Raw genomic sequence first — 15,585 nt, 5'->3', positions numbered from 1 at the left:
TTAATTTAATTGCTTCGCCGCTTGTTTATATGCGACCTCAACGACCTCACTAAGAGTGGGATGAGTATGTACTTCTCGAGACAACGCAACCACGTTTTGCCGTCTTGCAACGGCGTTAGCCACTTCCTGAATCAAATCAGCAGCATGCAAGCCATATATGTGTGCACCAAGAACTTCTCCAGTATCTTTTCGAAAAAGCAACTTCATCAGGCCATCACTTTCAATCTCAGCCAAAGCCTTTGAATTCCCCTTGAAATAACTGCGAACAATTCCTAACTCAAAATCTTCTTTAGAGGCAAGTTCTTTTGCCTCTACCTCAGAACAACCAACTGAACTTATCTCTGGGTGCGTAAAAGTAGCAGCAGGGATGCTGCGATAGTCGATAATTCGACTATTCCCGAGAATGTTGTCCACAGCAACTGTTCCTTGAGCAGCAGCAGTGTGAGCCAACATCAGCTTACCCGTGACATCTCCAACGGCCCAAAGGTTAGGGATTGGTTCCCCTTTCTTTAACACCCGCATTCCGTCGTCAATAGGGACATAACCTCTATTGAGCTCTACACCAACTGAACTCAAATTCAATCCAGAGGAAGTTGGGACCCTTCCTGTCGCCACCAATACTGCATCTACTTGTAACTCTTGAACAAACTCACGCGTTTTGACATCTGACAATTCAATAAGTACTGGGCAACCAGGCGTTACTTTGCTGGCTAATAAGCCAGCACGTGCATCAATATCTCGCCCGTCAATCAATTGACGTGACGCTAATTTTGTTAGGTCAGGATCAAAAGTAGGCATAATCCGATCAAGGGCCTCGATCATCGTGACCTCACAGCCCAAAGCTGTATATATATCTGCGAATTCAAGACCTATATAACCACTCCCAATAATGGCTATCCAGCGAGGCAGCCATTCAAGGCTAATGGCCTCATCACTTGTAAAAACTGTTCTTCCATCAATTTCAATTCCAGGGGGCACAAATGGGTCAGAACCAGTTGCAAGGATTACATCTTTGGTAGTAAAAACCCGATCAACCCCACTAATTTCTCTTAGCCCAACACATTGATTACCTTCCAACCTTCCTTGCCCACGCAGAATAGTAACCCCTGATCGCTCTAGTGTTTTAGTTAAATTGTTTCGAATAGCTGAGACCAAATTATTTGCATGATCGGCAATTTTTTGCCTCTCAAATCGAACAGGCGCAGCGTGAATGCCAAACCCAGACAAATGTTGCGAATCAGCCAACTCCCTAACTTTGCCGCTTGCCGCTAATAAAGCCTTAGAGGGCACACACCCTCTGTTCACACAGGTCCCTCCCATCTCACGCGATTCAACAATCGCCACCTGGAGTCCATTTTCAGCAGCATGTTTAGCAGCATCAAAGCCGCCATAACCTGCCCCTATCACAATCAAATCGAAGTCGAAATTGGCTTCGGTCACAGGCACTGATGTATTTCACAAGACATTTTGGCTCTTCGTCGCTCCAACAGCAGAGGAACTGCTGCAGATGCCACATTTAGCGATTCAACCAATGAGCTATGAGGCAAGGTGATCGAGTGAGTACAACAAGACTTAATCAATGGATGAAGACCAGAACCTTCGTTGCCAAGAACTAATACTGTTGGCTTTGTCCAATCAAGCTCCCAATAAGGACAGGTTGAATCAGACAAAGACCCTCCAGGGACAAAAGAACCTACAACTTGATATCCACGCATAACTGCAAACTCAAGTTTCTCTACAAATTCTTTGATCGCTACCTTCTCCTCCCCTCCAGATCTTTCGTAAGGCAAATGAAGTGTTGCGCCTGCTGAAGCGCGTAATACCTTTTGACTCAATGGATCAGCCCCTAACGCCAGCCAAATCACTTGTACCTCTGCGGCTAAAGCTGTGCGAAACAAGGTTCCTAAATTCCCTGGATCTTGCAATCGATCCAATGCTAAAACAAAATCAAGATCCTTAGGAGGCTTAGGAATTGCTTCTAAAGGGAACAGAGCTGCAACACCATCAGGATTTTTAGTTGTCAAAGCGGCCTCAAGTACTGAGCGCGTTACTTCATGAAAAAGGACATTCTTTGGAATAAGCTTCAAAAGCTCTAAATGATCTTTCAACCAAGAGCTAGTAGCAATAATCTCACCAGGAAAAAAAGAAGTCTTTAATGCTTCTTCTAAAAGATGGGTCCCCTCAAGCAACAACAAAGAAAACTTTTCTCGTCCTTCCTTAGAAGCGAGAGCTTTTAATCGACGAACAAGTGGATTACGACGACTAGAGATTAATGGCAAGGGAGAAGTTCTAATTGTTACCTCCCCCCCTCAAAAATTCTGATGATTGCGCACCTTGAAACTCTCATTTAAAACCAACTGCTGCTTTTCTACTTCAATACCCTTTATTGATGAAATCTCACCCTTTATGCCTTCTTGAGCAAGGGTCTCAAGCATTCTTTTTATTACCATGTCCTCAACAGTAGAGTCATCAATAAAGTCCGGCGTCATTCGCTCAACCAAACCCCCTAATTTGGCTGCAACTAATTCAGACGAATTAGAAATCTTCAATAAAATCATTAGTCAGAAATGGAATATTTTCATACCCTAAAGATAATGCGGATGGGGAGACTTGAACTCCCACGACATTGCTGCCACTAGTACCTGAAACTAGCGCGTCTACCAATTCCGCCACATCCGCACGGTCTTGTCGCAGCTAGGAACATAAGTCATCAATTGCCTCCTTCCTTCAACAACGCAAGCAAAAGCCACCCACTTTTCATAACGGCCATCTGGACGGCGCTATTTAGAGTTGTCAATATGGAAATAGATTTAAAAAGTGATAGGGCATGCCCATTGCGGCTTCAATCTCAAGCAAAATTTCCACGCCGCATTTAGAGGTTCAAGGTGATTGCATTTTATCCGGAGAATTAAAAGTCAGTGGTGCGAAGAATTCAGCTCTAGTGCTTATGGCAGCATCACTTCTCACTGAAGAAAAGCTGCAGCTACAAAATGTTCCAGAACTTACTGACATTGATGTCATGGGGAACATTCTCTTAACGATGGGAGTCAAGTTAAAGCAGTGGAAAGATGAAATGCATATAGACGCCTCAGAGCTTCATCATGTAGAGCTGCCTTACGAACTAGTTCATGGACTTAGAGCAAGCTTTTTCTGTATAGGTCCACTTTTAGCTAGGCTTGGTCAAGCTAAAATCCCCCTACCAGGCGGTTGTGAAATAGGAGCAAGACCTGTTTTAGAACATATAAGAGGCCTCAAAGCTTTGGGTGCATTTATAAACGTTGAGCATGGTGTGGTCACCGCTTCAGTGCCAGGTACTCAGAAACGCTTAAAGGGAGCGGAAATTGTATTGGATTGCCCAAGCGTCGGTGCGACCGAGACAATTCTTATGGCAGCTGTTCTCGCAGAAGGACATAGCAGCATTGAGAACGCTGCCCAAGAGCCAGAAGTTCAAGATCTCTCGAAATTACTAAATTCAATGGGGGCAAAAATAAGTGGGGCTGGTGGGCCAAAAATAACAATTGAAGGGGTCAAACACTTACATGGATGTGATTACAAGGTGATTCCTGACCGAATTGAAGCAGGAACATTTCTTATTGCAGCTGCCATTACTCGCTCTAATTTAAGTGTTGCGCCAGTTATCCCCGAACACTTAAATTCACTACTTCAAAAACTAAGAGATTGTGGATGTACCCTCGAAATCAATAAAGAAAGCATTCACATTAACCCAGGCGAAATTAAAGGGATAGATATAACAACGCAACCATTCCCAGGATTCCCAACAGATTTGCAGGCACCGTTCATGGCATTAATGACAACAGCCAAAGGAACAAGTGTAATTACAGAAAAAATCTATGAGAACCGTATGAAACATGTCGCTGAATTGCAGCGAATGGGAGCATCTATACGAGTCCAAGGCAATACAGCAGTTATTGAGGGTGTTCCACAATTGAGTGCTGCTCCTGTTCATGGAGGGGATTTACGCTCAACGGCAGCAATGGTGCTTGCAAGCCTTTCAGCAAGAGGGAATAGCCAAGTAGAAGGACTAAATCATCTCGATCGAGGTTATGCGTCATTAGAAGAAAAACTAAATAGTGCTGGTGCTCATATAATTAGGCATTAGCACAAACGCTTCCCCTGTCATACACTCAATTAACGGGAGCGTGGTGGAATTGGTAGACGCACCGCACTCAAAATGCGGCACCTTCGGGTTTGTCGGTTCGAGTCCGACCGCTCCCACTGTGTTAATGGATACTTATAAACGACTTCCTATAAAGATTGTTCGAGGAAAAGGTTGTTGGGTATGGGACCAAAATGGGAAACGATACCTTGATGCTGTAGCAGGCATAGCTACTTGTAGCCTCGGCCATAGTGACAATGCTCTACGCCGCGCTTTAACCAGGCAACTCAATCAAATTCAACATGTATCCAACCTGTTTGAGATATCTGAACAAGAAGCATTAGCAAGTTGGTTGGTTGATCACAGCTGCGCAGATAGAGCATTTTTCTGTAATAGCGGAGCTGAAGCAAATGAAGCAGCCATAAAGCTTGCCAGAAAATATGGACATTTCAAAAGAGGGATTGAAGAACCAGTGATACTGGCTGCTAAAGCTGGTTTTCATGGCCGAACACTGGCCGCAATCAGTGCTACAGGGCAACCCAATTACCACAAAGGGTTTGAACCATTGGTTCAAGGCTTTGAATTTTTTACCTACAACGATTTTGCATCTTTCGAGAAATTGCTGAAGCAAATAGAAAATAAAGGACCTCGTGTGGCTGCCGTCTTAATAGAGCCAATACAAGGGGAAGGCGGTATAAATACTGGCAATGAAATCTTCTTCCAACAATTACAGGCAGAGTGCATCAAAAGAGAAATTTTGTTGATCTTCGATGAAGTTCAAACAGGCATGGGACGCAGTGGGAATTGGTGGGGGTACGAGCACCTTGGCGTAGAGCCTGATGCATTCACCATTGCCAAAGGGTTAGGAGGAGGCCATGCAATTGGGGCCTTAATGGTCAAGCAACATGCAAACTTTTTTAGTCCTGGTGATCATGCAAGCACCTTTGGAGGCAATCCATTCGCCTGCAAAGCAGGAATCACCGTTGCAACAGAAATAGAAAGAAGGAACCTCCTAACAAACGTCAACAAGCGAGCAGCAGAGCTCAATGATGGGCTTATAGCTATTACAAAAAGTTTTCCAAATCATTTACATACCGTGCGAGGTCTTGGACTAATACAAGGGTTAGTACTTAATGAAGAAACAACAATAACTGCACAATTGTTTACCAAGGCCGCACTAAATGAAAAGTTGCTGGTCGTTCCGGCGGGACCAAAAGTGATTCGTATGGTTCCACCACTTGTAATTAAAGCAAGTGAAATAGAAGAATTACTCAAAAGAGTTAAAGCTACATTCAGAAATATTGAGTAATTGGAACATAAAACCATTTCTAATTTTGAAGAATTAACGGATCTAATTCCTTCCTTTGATCAAAGGGGAATGGATCTTGGAATAGAAAGAATAAAAAAAGCATTGCAATTGATGGGTAATCCCTGTTCTGAAATCCCAGCAATCCAAATCGCCGGAACAAATGGGAAAGGATCAATTGCAAGCTTTATTCAAAGCTGTCTAAAAGCTGCAAGGATCAAAAGTGGTACAACAACTTCGCCTCACCTTGTGAGCTGGTGCGAGAGAATTCGAATCGATGACAATCTCATTTCACTTCAAGAATTTCGACAAATTCTTTTATCTCTTAGACCACTATTAAAAGTCCATCAACTAACTCCATTTGAGTTGGTGATGGCAGTCGCTTTTGAATATTTCGCGAAGCATAATGTACAGCTATTAGTTTTGGAAGTAGGCCTTGGTGGCCGTCTCGATGCAACAACAGCACATCCTTTGAGACCTGTTATTGCAATGGGTAGTATTGGTTTAGATCACTGCGATCACTTAGGGGCAACCATAAAAGACATTGCTCAAGAAAAAGCAGCGGTTATCACATCAGGCTGCAAAGTTATAAGTGCAGCACAACATCCTGATGTCACTCAAGTACTCAAAGATACAGCTGAGAAACACAATGCCCAGATCCAATGGGTTCCTCCAATACCTCAAAGCTGGGAGCTTGGAATCAGTGGCGACATCCAAAGGAAGAATGCTGCAGTTGCGAAAGGAGCACTTCAGTCACTAGGAAAACTTGGGTGGGAACTCGACGAACCATTAATTCGAAAAGGGCTTGCTTTGGCCAATTGGCCTGGGAGGCTCCAAAGAACCAATTGGAATGGATTCCCTGTTGTGATAGATGGAGCACACAACCCACATGCAGCAAAAGAATTAGCAAAAGAAAGAAGCAAATGGGCTCAAGAAGAAATAGGCGTGCACTGGGTACTGGGGATACAACGACACAAACAGGCGCCTGAAATGCTCCGATATCTAATCAAGCCTCAAGACATTGCTTGGGTAATCCCAATACCTAATCACGACAGCTGGTCCCAAGTCCAGCTGTCCAATGCTTGTCCAGAATTAACAAGTCAACTACTCCAAGCAAATCAAGTTGAACAAGTTTTTTCCAAAATCCAAAAGAAAGGCCGATGGCCTACCCCCCCTCCCGTTGTGGCTGGCTCTTTATATTTAATCGGAGATACCTTTAAGCGAAAAATACTCAACAACACAATCCCATGAGGATCATTCTTGGTTGAGCTTCCCTAAAAACCAGCTAAAGAAATCACTCAAACTTGCTATAGCCATCCTTTTAACTTTCCTGGATTCAGAATACCTTGTGGGTCAAAGCGTCTTTTCATCTCAACTTGATCCACATCAACTACTCCAAGCCCACCATCCTCAACAGTAAAAACATGAGGATTGAACAAAACAGCTCCTATTTCACGGCAATCAGACATCAACTTTTTCAATGAATCAATTCCCCTCCAGCGCACAATTGGCAATGCCGCTAATCGCTGGACACCCTGCTGTCGAACAGCTTCCAAATGCCACAGAAGATCATCTCCCCATTTTTTCTTGAGAGTATTCATTGCTTCCAATTCAGGCTGTGGCAAAAGCATCTGCAAATAAGTCCAATCAGCATCTAATGCCCGCATATGAAGTGTGGTGTGATTCCAGGTCAGTTCTCGCAAACCACTGCCAGTTCTATAATTTTCAGGGCCCAAAAGATTAAATAATGCTCCTACACTTTTTGCCAAGCGTTCGATAGTACTAATGCCATCAGGAGCTACCAAAATCAAAAGTCGATGCTGAGCTATAGGTGGTCCTGACCAATGAGGGATCTTCTCAATAATTTTTTCTTCAAGCAAACTGCAAAGTTGAAGGTCAACAGCAGCTCGAGCACAACTATTTATAAGGTTCACTGCTATTGACCACGTTTCACAATCAATTGTTACTTCCTGCCAAGCTACTGATTGAGAAGTTGCCAGGGTTAACGCTGTGATAATCCCATTTGTGCCATAGGCATGATTCAGTGCCTCTGCGGCTTTAGCATCAAGCTGCAATTTTTGCGGTTTTTCTTCTACCGTTACAACTTCAAGCCCCAATAAATGCCCTGGATCTCGCAAAAAGCCCCATTTAACTGAACCAATTCCACCTGACCCCCCTGCAACGAATCCTCCTATTGAGGCACTTCTCCAAGTACTTGGAAGTAGGCGCAACTGTCGCCCCTGACTAATAAGGTATTTTTCGAGATCTCCCATCAAACAACCTGACTCAACGGTTACTTGACCATTACCAGGGTCTAGATCGCGAATCTGACGCAATGCCCCCATTAGCATGACGATTCCACCAAAAAGAGGGACACACTGGCCATAATTTCCAGTGCCAGCTCCTCTAATAGTCAAAGGGATGCCGTATCTATGGCATGAACCAGCAACTGACAAAACTGATTCAACCGAATCAGGACGAACCACAAGGTCTGCACAACAACCTTGTAATTGCTTTTTTAAAACTGGCGAATAGTCAAAAAAGTCTCTAGAAAAACGCTCCCTATCTGAACTGAGATTAAAAACTTTTAGTCCAGCAATAGATCTCAATTCCTTAATCAAATCAAGAGGAAGAAGTTTTTTGTTCATTAATTCAAATGCTCAATTGGATTAGTTTTTGGAATAATCGTTTCATCCAGCCAATTGCCGTTAATCAATACTTTCCTCTGAGGTGGTTTCGAAAGTGCTTCTGACCAACTACTGGCCTCCAATAAAACGAAATCAGCAGGACTACCTATTCGAACAATGCCATCCCATTTCAAATCCATTACAGCTGCTGCCGAAGTAGTAAAAGGAGCAAGTCCTCGACGCTGCCATGGAGCCAACTGAGTAAGCGGCATCGAAAATGACATCAAAGCTAAAGGGTCAAAGGTACCTGCGGGGAACCATGAATCTTGAACGTTATCCCCACCAATAGCAACTCTTACGCCTGCTTTTTGGAGTTGGGAAATAGGGGCCAAAGGTCTTAGTAATGGAGTGGTTTTTGACTGACGACCCAACAACCAAAAATTAGTTAGAGGTAAAGCGATCACATTCACGTGATGGTGAGCCAAGCGTTCAGACAAACGCCGCAAATCCACTGGAGAAAGAAGCCCCATACTGCTTGCATGGCTACAAGTAATAGAAACATTTACTTCGTTGTGATCAAGCACTTGAACTAATTGATTTAAACCAACTGCTGGTTCTGTATCCGATTCATCTATATGCAGATCAATTCCACAGTTATATTGATTAGCGAGTTTGAGCATCTGAGCTAATAAATCGCTAGATAACTCTCTGTTAAAGGGTGGAGCCAGCACGCCACCAAGGAGCCCCCCTTCTCTACCTAGACGAGAAGCCAGAAGATCACCCTCACGAGTATTCCAATATTCCAAAGGCGCTAGTGCTACTAACTGCAATTCAATTAGCGCATGCCATTTTTTTCGAAGTTCAAGCAACGCTTCCCAAATGGGATCTGCAAAATAGCCAAAACTATCAATATGACTTCTTATTGCTCTACATCCATTCTTTACAGCGATAGTCAAAGAGCGATCTGCTCGCCCAAAAACAATCTGACTTGTACGGTTTTTATGCTCTTGAAGATTTGCTTTAAGAGCATCTTCATAGCTCCCCTTAAAGTTCGGAAAGTCGTTCCAGGAGAATGCCTTATCAATATGTGCATGAGGTTCTAAAAGTCTAGGGAGAAGAAGTTTGAGAGAAGATGCATCTTCTTTCTTAATTGCCTCAAGACCAGAAATTTGTCCACTCTCCCAACTAATTCGCAAAGCACATAATCCGTCCTCTTTTGCCGACGCTGACAAAACTGCTTCCCCGCTTCCAACTAAGCCACGTGGGACCAAAACATCAAGAGATCCCTTTTTTCGCTGAGTCATTGCAAAGCCAACTTAACCAAAGTGGAATGAATCAACAGGAGCGAGTCTTAATAGCAAATTTTGTGATGGTACTAAACAATTTCCGCAGGCACAAAAGCTGAAATTAGTTTTAAAAAGTTAAAGGTACAAAATCAATTCCCATTAAGAGGCAACTAGAAGAACACTCTAAATCTTGCTCAAGAACATATTTCAGATTAATTTGCAGACGAATTGGTAAATTCATAACGACGCGGCGGGCGTCGCCAAGTGGTTAAGGCAGCGGCTTGTGGCGCCGCCATTCGGGGGTTCGAATCCCCTCGCTCGCCCTCATCCCAAAAGATTCTTCTTAGCTTGTAGGTTTCCTCAAACATTTCAGTCCATTCAAATTTGTCCAATGATGAAATCAATAAAGGTCCTTTGATCGAATTTCACCATGATCGCGACCAACACAAGCTCAAGACCAAAAACGTCTTTAATTCCTAAAAGTCCCCGCGATAGTTATTGGATTACAACTTTTGGCTGCCAAATGAATAAAGCCGATTCAGAAAGGATGGCAGGCATTCTTGAAGAAATGGGATATCACGAAGCAAAAACGGAGCTAGAAGCCGATTTGGTTCTGTATAACACATGCACAATCCGCGATAACGCTGAGCAAAAGGTATATAGCTATTTGGGGCGACAAGCAAAAAGGAAACAAACCTCACCTCATCTAAAACTCATTGTTGCGGGATGTGTAGCACAGCAAGAAGGTGAAGCATTACTTCGAAGAGTCCCTGAGATTGATCTGGTCATGGGACCTCAACATGCAAATCGTTTAGAAACCCTGCTAAGGCAAGTGGACAATGGCCAGCAAGTTTTAGCCACAGAAGAAGACCACATTCATGAAGATCTGACTACTGCTCGTAGAGATAGCACCATTTGTGCATGGGTAAATGTCATCTATGGCTGTAATGAACGCTGTACATATTGCGTTGTGCCTTCAGTGAGAGGAAAGGAACAATCTAGATATCCAGAAGCAATTCGAGCGGAGATAGAAAAGCTTGCTTTATTAGGGTACAAAGAGATCACACTCCTTGGGCAGAATATTGATGCTTATGGAAGAGATTTGCCTGGAATCACAAAACAAGGCCGTCGTCAAAATACATTCACAGATCTCCTTCATTACATTCACGATGTAGAAGGAATCGAACGTATTCGCTTTGCGACAAGCCACCCTAGATATTTCACAAGTCGTTTAATCAAAGCTTGCTCTGAACTGCAAAAAGTTTGTGAGCACTTTCACATTCCATTTCAAAGTGGTGATAACGAAATCCTTAGATCAATGGCGAGAGGTTACACAATTGAACGCTATATGCGAATAATCAAACAAATAAGACAGCTAATCCCTCATGCCTCAATTAGTGCAGATGTAATCGTTGCATTCCCTGGCGAAACTACTCAGCAATTCCAAAAGACCCTCTCCGTTATTGAGGAGGTAGGTTTCGATCAAGTCAATACTGCTGCTTATTCACCACGTCCTCATACCCCAGCCGCAAACTGGCCAAACCAACTCCCAGAAGCAGTAAAAATTGAACGACTACAAGAGCTCAATGCCTTAGTTGAAAAAACAGCAAAGCAACGCAATTCTCGTTACAAACATCATGTCGAAGAGGTTCTAGCAGAAGATATCAATCCAAAAAATCAGAATCAACTTATGGGGCGAACAAGAACCAACCGGCTTACCTTTTTTCCAAAAGAAGGACCACTAGGGTACCGGTATAAACCAGGAGATATTGTTTCGGTAGAAATCAAAGAGGTTCGCTCATTCTCTCTAAGCGGCATCCCATTGAGATGAATTATCTCCACTTCACTGATACCTTTGAGATCTATAAGAAAGGTTCTGGTCTAATTACATGCCTTCATCCAATACCTTTGTTGGCGTGGTTTTCGGTGGTGCTTCTAGGGAACACAACGTCTCTATCCAATCAGCAACTACTGTTATCAAAGCCCTAAGAAATGGTGATAATGCAAATCGTTTCAAGATCAAGCCAATATATATTGATTTAGACGGTCGCTGGTGGCCAGAAGAAATTGCAAATCAAGCTTTAAAAAAAGGCTATGCGCTGCAAGAGAAAGAACTGCCAACCCCACTACCGCCGCATGGCTTTAATGGCCTCCCTAATGGCACTAACAAAGTAGAGGTTTGGTATCCCGTGCTTCACGGTCCCAATGGAGAAGATGGAACAATACAAGGCGTATTCACATTAATGAGAAAACCTTTTGTGGGGTCAGGAGTATTAGCTTCTGCAACTGGAATGGACAAGCTAGCGATGAAGGCAGCCTTCTCTGCAGCAGGATTACCTCAAGTGCCTTATTTCCCTGCAGAAGCAAAAGATCTAACAAGAGAAGGTGACAAAGAAAAACTTTTAAAGAAACTTGAGTTGAATGTTGGATATCCCTGTTTTGTCAAGCCCGCAAACCTTGGCTCTTCAGTTGGAATAACCAAAGCTCTCAACAGGAAACAACTCATTGAAGGGCTAATGGAAGCCGCAAAACTTGACAGGCGAATAGTGATTGAAAAAGCAGTAATTGCAAGAGAACTGGAATGTGCAGTCCTTGGTGGTTCTGATTCGCTAAAAACATCTGCAGTGGGAGAAATACGCTTTGATGCTGATTGGTATGACTACGAGACAAAATACTCTCAAAATTCGAGCCAAGCGCTGATTCCTGCTCCCCTTCCTGCAAAAGTAAAAGATAGAGTTCAACAATTAACTTTGCAAGCATGTGAAATCATCACTGCAAAAGGTCTTGCAAGAGTTGATTTTTTCTATAAAGAAGAAACTGACGAACTATGGATCAATGAGATCAACACATTGCCAGGGTTTACATCTAAAAGTATGTATCCAATGCTTTGGGAAGCTGCTGGTGTAACGCTCGAACAACTTGTAGCAACGCTAGTTGCTACAGCTACAGAATAAACAAAGGAAAATCAATTCTTTCAGAACATCTATCTTTGACCTCCAATGATTCACGGTCTGCTCTGGTTCCCACTTCTATTGATATTTGTTCTGTTAACCGCCCTAGGTTGGCTTGAGCGTCGCAGACAAAATCTGTTTCGCAGTTGGGCAGAAGGTGCAGAGCTCTCAAAACTTGATGGATCAGGAGCGGCTCGACTCAAGAAAGGTATTTTGAGCTGGAGCAGCTTTGAAGCAGGCAGCTTTAAAGAGCAAAGCACATTTGAAATAACCAAACTAGAACTTTTGGAATTGATGGCACTAACTTCAGGTGAAGCACCATTAACAACAGAATCACAAGGGCGCTGCCGATTAAGACTAATTGGAAACGGCCAGGAAATGGATGTGCCCTTCTCGGATGCTGAGCAAGCCAGAGATTGGATGAATCAACTCATGCAAAGATCACGTTGCGATCTGTGAAGAGATCAATACAAAGCAAGCAATCTTCGACTAGCGCTCCTCCAACAAGCCCAAGGGCTGAGAAGCGTCAAAAACTTCGCATAAAGCATAGAAATAACCAGCTACTTCAACTATGGCGTGTTGTTGTATGCAGTTCAATAACTTATGGGCTAGGGGTATTAGTAATAAAAAATGGATGGAGTCTCATCGATGTTGAGCAAATTACAGTTCAAGGCAGCTCCAAGATTCAAGCAGCCTCAATAATTTCCGCTTCAGGCTTTAGTTTTCCTAAGCCACTTTTTGCAATTAATCCCAAACAACTTAAAATTAATCTTCTCAAAGAACTTCCAATTAGAAGTCTTCAAATCGAGCGAAGACTTTTCCCTCCTAAACTAACAATAATAATTCAAGAAAGAAAGCCCGTCGCTTTTGCTGATAGACGGGGTATAGAAGGGAAAGAGAAAGGAATGCTTGATAAAAATGGCAACTGGATGCCAATAAGAATGGCCCCTAAAACAGATCTTCCATTAAGCAATGTCTATGTTGAAGGATGGGTCGAAACTCAAAAGAATTTAATTTCAATACTCCTAGAGAATAAAGACAAACTTGGAAGCCCTCTAACAAAAATAATTTTGAGTCCGAATGGAGAAATAAGTCTAAAGACAAAAAAATTTCAAGTTGTCCAATTAGGAGCTAGTAATTTACCCATCAAAAAGCAAATCAAGGCTCTTTATCAATTAAGTATTAATTTACCTGCTAAGCTTGTTAATAAAAAAAATATAATCTTAGATATAAGAGATCCTTCGAAACCTGAATTACAAATCCCTAATAATGACTTATAGGAAGATCTCTCATAACTCTCCCAAAGTAAAACCCTAGCGAAAGTAATGTTTCCCCTAACTATTAGGCTTGAGCTGTAGAGCGTAAGTTAATCAAAAAAACAAACAATCTCTAATCAAAAACTGGCAACAAAGCCACTTTATTGATATCGATGGTGTAATTGGAAATTCTTGACGCCCTAGAGATGACCTCATCTGCTGGAAGTTTTACATATTGGTCGCTACTTGGACTCCCACCTGGAAGCAATTCGGACCAACTCAAAAAAGCCTTCAAACGAGAGGCCAAGCGTTGGCATCCTGATCTAAATAAAAATAGTAAAAGTGCAGAGGAGCGCTTCAAGTGGATCAATGAAGCATATTTGGTGCTAAGTGATCCCAAAAAACGCTTTGAATGGGAAATAGCAGGTCGGCCTAGCTTTGAAATCACAGTAATTGACCAAAAACATTCAAACACTGTTCCTGAGCCGTATGAGAAGAAATCAAATCATGGTGGAAATTTCAATTCCACAGAAAAATTTCTCATCTTATTAATTGCCTTAACCATGATGTTTTCTCTAGATGCTTTGATATTTTGAAAAATAAATCCTTTTAAATACTAGCTTTTAAGGCCGACCTCACCTTTCGAAGAAAGTCAAAAAACCCTCATCTAAAGCCGTTGAAAAAAGGTAACTTTTTTGAAAATTTCAACAGAAGACTATCGTGAGTACATAATGAACCAAAACTTAGTGCTTACCTCTGACTATGGAGATGGGTAGTGGAAACAAATCTGGGTTGATGAGGTTGGACGGAATTAGTCCAAGCCAATCAGCCCGCATAGAAGTCATTGGGGTAGGCGGTGGAGGAAGCAACGCCGTCAACGGAATGATTCTTAGTGACCTAGAGGGGGTTGCTTATCGAGTACTAAATACTGATGCTCAAGCCCTTATTGAATCCCAAGCCCAAAACAGATTGCAATTAGGCCAAACCTTAACAAGAGGATTGGGCGCTGGAGGGAATCCAAGCATCGGACAAAAAGCAGCTGAAGAATCCAGGGCTGAATTACAAGAAGCACTACAAGGCTCAGACCTAGTATTTATAGCTGCGGGGATGGGGGGCGGAACAGGAACGGGCGCAGCACCTGTAGTAGCAGAAGTCGCGAAAGAAAGCGGTGCCCTTACTGTAGGCATTGTCACTAAGCCTTTTAGTTTTGAAGGTCGACGAAGAATGAGGCAAGCAGATGAAGGGATAGCTCGCCTTGCAGAGAATGTTGACACTTTGATTGTTATACCTAACGATCGTTTAAAAGATGTGATCGCTGGTGCACCTTTGCGTGAAGCATTCCGAAATGCAGATGACGTTCTTCGTATGGGAGTGAAAGGGATAAGTGACATCATTACCTGCCCTGGGCTTGTCAATGTAGATTTCGCCGATGTCCGTTCAGTTATGACTGAAGCAGGAACAGCTTTACTTGGAATTGGATTAGGTTCCGGAAGGTCACGATCAATAGAAGCAGCTCAAGCAGCTATTAATAGTCCACTTCTTGAAGCAGGACGGATAGACGGAGCAAAAGGGTGCGTAATAAATATCACTGGAGGCAAAGATATGACTCTCGAAGATATGACCTCTGCCTCAGAAGTTATTTATGAAGTAGTTGACCCTGATGCAAACATCATTGTTGGAGCTGTAATTGATGAAAGGCTAGAAGGAGAAATCCAAGTAACTGTTATTGCTACTGGATTTGAAAGTAACCAGACTTACCGCAATCAAAAGTCACGCAGTAAATTATCAACTCAATCTCTTTACAACCAGACAGAAGTCAGAGAACCTGGGCCTGGAATACCTGACTTTCTGCGACTTCGGCAAGTTCGCAAGGATGACGAAAGATAGAAAAGCATTGTTTTTAGGTGACCCGGAATCCACGCCTGCTACGAGCATCCCTTGTGGCTGCTACCTTCCGGTCCTGACCAGGTTTAGGAGTCTTAGCCGCATGGGTCCGAGTCTTCTCCATTTTAGCAATTCATACTTAAGGGCTGCCTAAGAAC

Annotated in this window: 13 protein-coding genes, 3 tRNA genes, 1 other RNA gene and 1 pseudogene; 11 read left to right on the top strand and 7 right to left on the bottom strand. The window is 42.8% G+C overall.

Going from position 1 to position 15,585, the window contains the following annotated elements:
* The 4 genes from SOI82_RS09280 to SOI82_RS09265 form a co-directional block, all read right to left on the bottom strand.
* Nucleotides 1-1,440 carry a dihydrolipoyl dehydrogenase gene (locus tag SOI82_RS09280; RefSeq protein ID WP_320667131.1) on the bottom strand — a complete coding sequence of 480 codons (1,440 nt, stop codon included), beginning with the start codon at nt 1,438-1,440 and terminating at the stop codon, nt 1-3.
* Nucleotides 1,437-2,279: an RNA methyltransferase gene (locus tag SOI82_RS09275; protein ID WP_320667130.1), complete on the bottom strand. Its 843-nt coding sequence runs from the start codon at nt 2,277-2,279 to the stop codon at nt 1,437-1,439. The genes SOI82_RS09280 and SOI82_RS09275 overlap by 4 nt, the downstream gene beginning before the upstream one ends.
* A gap of 30 nt (nt 2,280-2,309) precedes the next feature.
* Nucleotides 2,310-2,558 carry a hypothetical protein gene (locus SOI82_RS09270; RefSeq protein WP_320667129.1) on the bottom strand — a complete coding sequence of 83 codons (249 nt, stop codon included), beginning with the start codon at nt 2,556-2,558 and terminating at the stop codon, nt 2,310-2,312.
* A gap of 37 nt (nt 2,559-2,595) precedes the next feature.
* A tRNA-Leu gene (locus tag SOI82_RS09265) sits at nt 2,596-2,679 on the bottom strand.
* A 148-nt stretch (nt 2,680-2,827) separates the two neighbouring features.
* Between SOI82_RS09265 and murA the strand changes: the two genes are divergently transcribed.
* From murA to SOI82_RS09245, 4 genes are all read left to right on the top strand, one after another.
* On the top strand, nt 2,828-4,120 hold the full coding sequence (gene murA / locus SOI82_RS09260; protein WP_320667128.1) for a UDP-N-acetylglucosamine 1-carboxyvinyltransferase: 1,293 nt from the start codon (nt 2,828-2,830) through the stop codon (nt 4,118-4,120).
* A 34-nt stretch (nt 4,121-4,154) separates the two neighbouring features.
* Nucleotides 4,155-4,236, top strand: a tRNA-Leu gene (locus SOI82_RS09255).
* An 8-nt stretch (nt 4,237-4,244) separates the two neighbouring features.
* The gene (locus tag SOI82_RS09250; RefSeq protein WP_320667127.1) at nt 4,245-5,426 is read left to right on the top strand and encodes an aspartate aminotransferase family protein; all 1,182 of its coding nucleotides are present in this window, start codon (nt 4,245-4,247) and stop codon (nt 5,424-5,426) included.
* A complete protein-coding gene (locus tag SOI82_RS09245) occupies nt 5,427-6,674 on the top strand; it encodes a bifunctional folylpolyglutamate synthase/dihydrofolate synthase (protein WP_320667126.1) in 1,248 nt (415 codons plus the stop codon).
* Between the two features lie 56 nt (nt 6,675-6,730).
* Here the strand turns inward: SOI82_RS09245 and SOI82_RS09240 are convergent, their stop codons facing one another.
* Together SOI82_RS09240 and SOI82_RS09235 are read right to left on the bottom strand one after the other, a co-directional pair.
* Nucleotides 6,731-8,071, bottom strand: coding sequence for an FAD-binding oxidoreductase (locus SOI82_RS09240; RefSeq protein ID WP_320667125.1), 1,341 nt, complete (start codon nt 8,069-8,071; stop codon nt 6,731-6,733).
* On the bottom strand, nt 8,071-9,354 hold the full coding sequence (locus SOI82_RS09235; protein ID WP_320667124.1) for an amidohydrolase family protein: 1,284 nt from the start codon (nt 9,352-9,354) through the stop codon (nt 8,071-8,073). The genes SOI82_RS09240 and SOI82_RS09235 overlap by 1 nt, the downstream gene beginning before the upstream one ends.
* Before the next feature lie 232 nt (nt 9,355-9,586).
* On the opposite strand from SOI82_RS09235, the gene SOI82_RS09230 reads away from it, so the two are divergent.
* The 7 genes and pseudogenes from SOI82_RS09230 to ftsZ all read left to right on the top strand — a co-directional run bounded on the left by SOI82_RS09230 (nt 9,587) and on the right by ftsZ (nt 15,430).
* Nucleotides 9,587-9,659, top strand: a tRNA-His gene (locus tag SOI82_RS09230).
* Nucleotides 9,660-9,766: 107 nt separating this feature from the next.
* A complete protein-coding gene (gene miaB, locus SOI82_RS09225) occupies nt 9,767-11,167 on the top strand; it encodes a tRNA (N6-isopentenyl adenosine(37)-C2)-methylthiotransferase MiaB (RefSeq protein ID WP_320667123.1) in 1,401 nt (466 codons plus the stop codon).
* A 58-nt stretch (nt 11,168-11,225) separates the two neighbouring features.
* Nucleotides 11,226-12,290 (top strand): D-alanine--D-alanine ligase family protein, encoded by a 1,065-nt coding sequence (locus SOI82_RS09220; protein WP_320667122.1) that lies wholly within the window; start codon nt 11,226-11,228, stop codon nt 12,288-12,290.
* A 45-nt stretch (nt 12,291-12,335) separates the two neighbouring features.
* On the top strand, nt 12,336-12,746 hold the full coding sequence (locus SOI82_RS09215; RefSeq protein ID WP_320667121.1) for a hypothetical protein: 411 nt from the start codon (nt 12,336-12,338) through the stop codon (nt 12,744-12,746).
* A complete protein-coding gene (locus tag SOI82_RS09210; protein WP_320667120.1) occupies nt 12,704-13,567 on the top strand; it encodes a cell division protein FtsQ/DivIB in 864 nt (287 codons plus the stop codon). Before SOI82_RS09215 ends, SOI82_RS09210 begins: the two co-directional genes overlap by 43 nt.
* A gap of 182 nt (nt 13,568-13,749) precedes the next feature.
* Nucleotides 13,750-13,962: pseudogene (locus tag SOI82_RS09205) on the top strand (J domain-containing protein); the annotation flags it as partial.
* A gap of 343 nt (nt 13,963-14,305) precedes the next feature.
* A complete protein-coding gene (gene ftsZ / locus SOI82_RS09200) occupies nt 14,306-15,430 on the top strand; it encodes a cell division protein FtsZ (protein WP_320667119.1) in 1,125 nt (374 codons plus the stop codon).
* A 16-nt stretch (nt 15,431-15,446) separates the two neighbouring features.
* Here ftsZ and ffs read toward each other — a convergent pair.
* Nucleotides 15,447-15,543, bottom strand: an RNA gene (gene ffs, locus SOI82_RS09195) — signal recognition particle sRNA small type.
* Between the last annotated feature and the right edge of the window lie 42 nt (nt 15,544-15,585).

Origin of the sequence: Prochlorococcus sp. MIT 1307 (assembly GCF_034092395.1) — a bacterium.
GTDB lineage: Bacteria > Cyanobacteriota > Cyanobacteriia > PCC-6307 > Cyanobiaceae > AG-363-K07.
This window is presented reverse-complemented; position numbering and strand designations above follow the sequence as displayed.

Excerpts from the sequence above, each read along its gene's own strand:
- SOI82_RS09270 (WP_320667129.1), bottom strand. The coding sequence starts at position 2,558 with ATGATTTTATTGAAGATTTCTAATTCGTCTGAATTAGTTGCAGCCAAA.
- murA (WP_320667128.1), top strand. The coding sequence starts at position 2,828 with ATGCCCATTGCGGCTTCAATCTCAAGCAAAATTTCCACGCCGCATTTA.
- SOI82_RS09250 (WP_320667127.1), top strand. The coding sequence starts at position 4,245 with ATGGATACTTATAAACGACTTCCTATAAAGATTGTTCGAGGAAAAGGT.
- SOI82_RS09240 (WP_320667125.1), bottom strand. The coding sequence starts at position 8,071 with ATGAACAAAAAACTTCTTCCTCTTGATTTGATTAAGGAATTGAGATCT.
- SOI82_RS09235 (WP_320667124.1), bottom strand. The coding sequence starts at position 9,354 with ATGACTCAGCGAAAAAAGGGATCTCTTGATGTTTTGGTCCCACGTGGC.
- miaB (WP_320667123.1), top strand. The coding sequence starts at position 9,767 with ATGATCGCGACCAACACAAGCTCAAGACCAAAAACGTCTTTAATTCCT.
- SOI82_RS09220 (WP_320667122.1), top strand. The coding sequence starts at position 11,226 with ATGCCTTCATCCAATACCTTTGTTGGCGTGGTTTTCGGTGGTGCTTCT.
- SOI82_RS09215 (WP_320667121.1), top strand. The coding sequence starts at position 12,336 with ATGATTCACGGTCTGCTCTGGTTCCCACTTCTATTGATATTTGTTCTG.
- ftsZ (WP_320667119.1), top strand. The coding sequence starts at position 14,306 with ATGGAGATGGGTAGTGGAAACAAATCTGGGTTGATGAGGTTGGACGGA.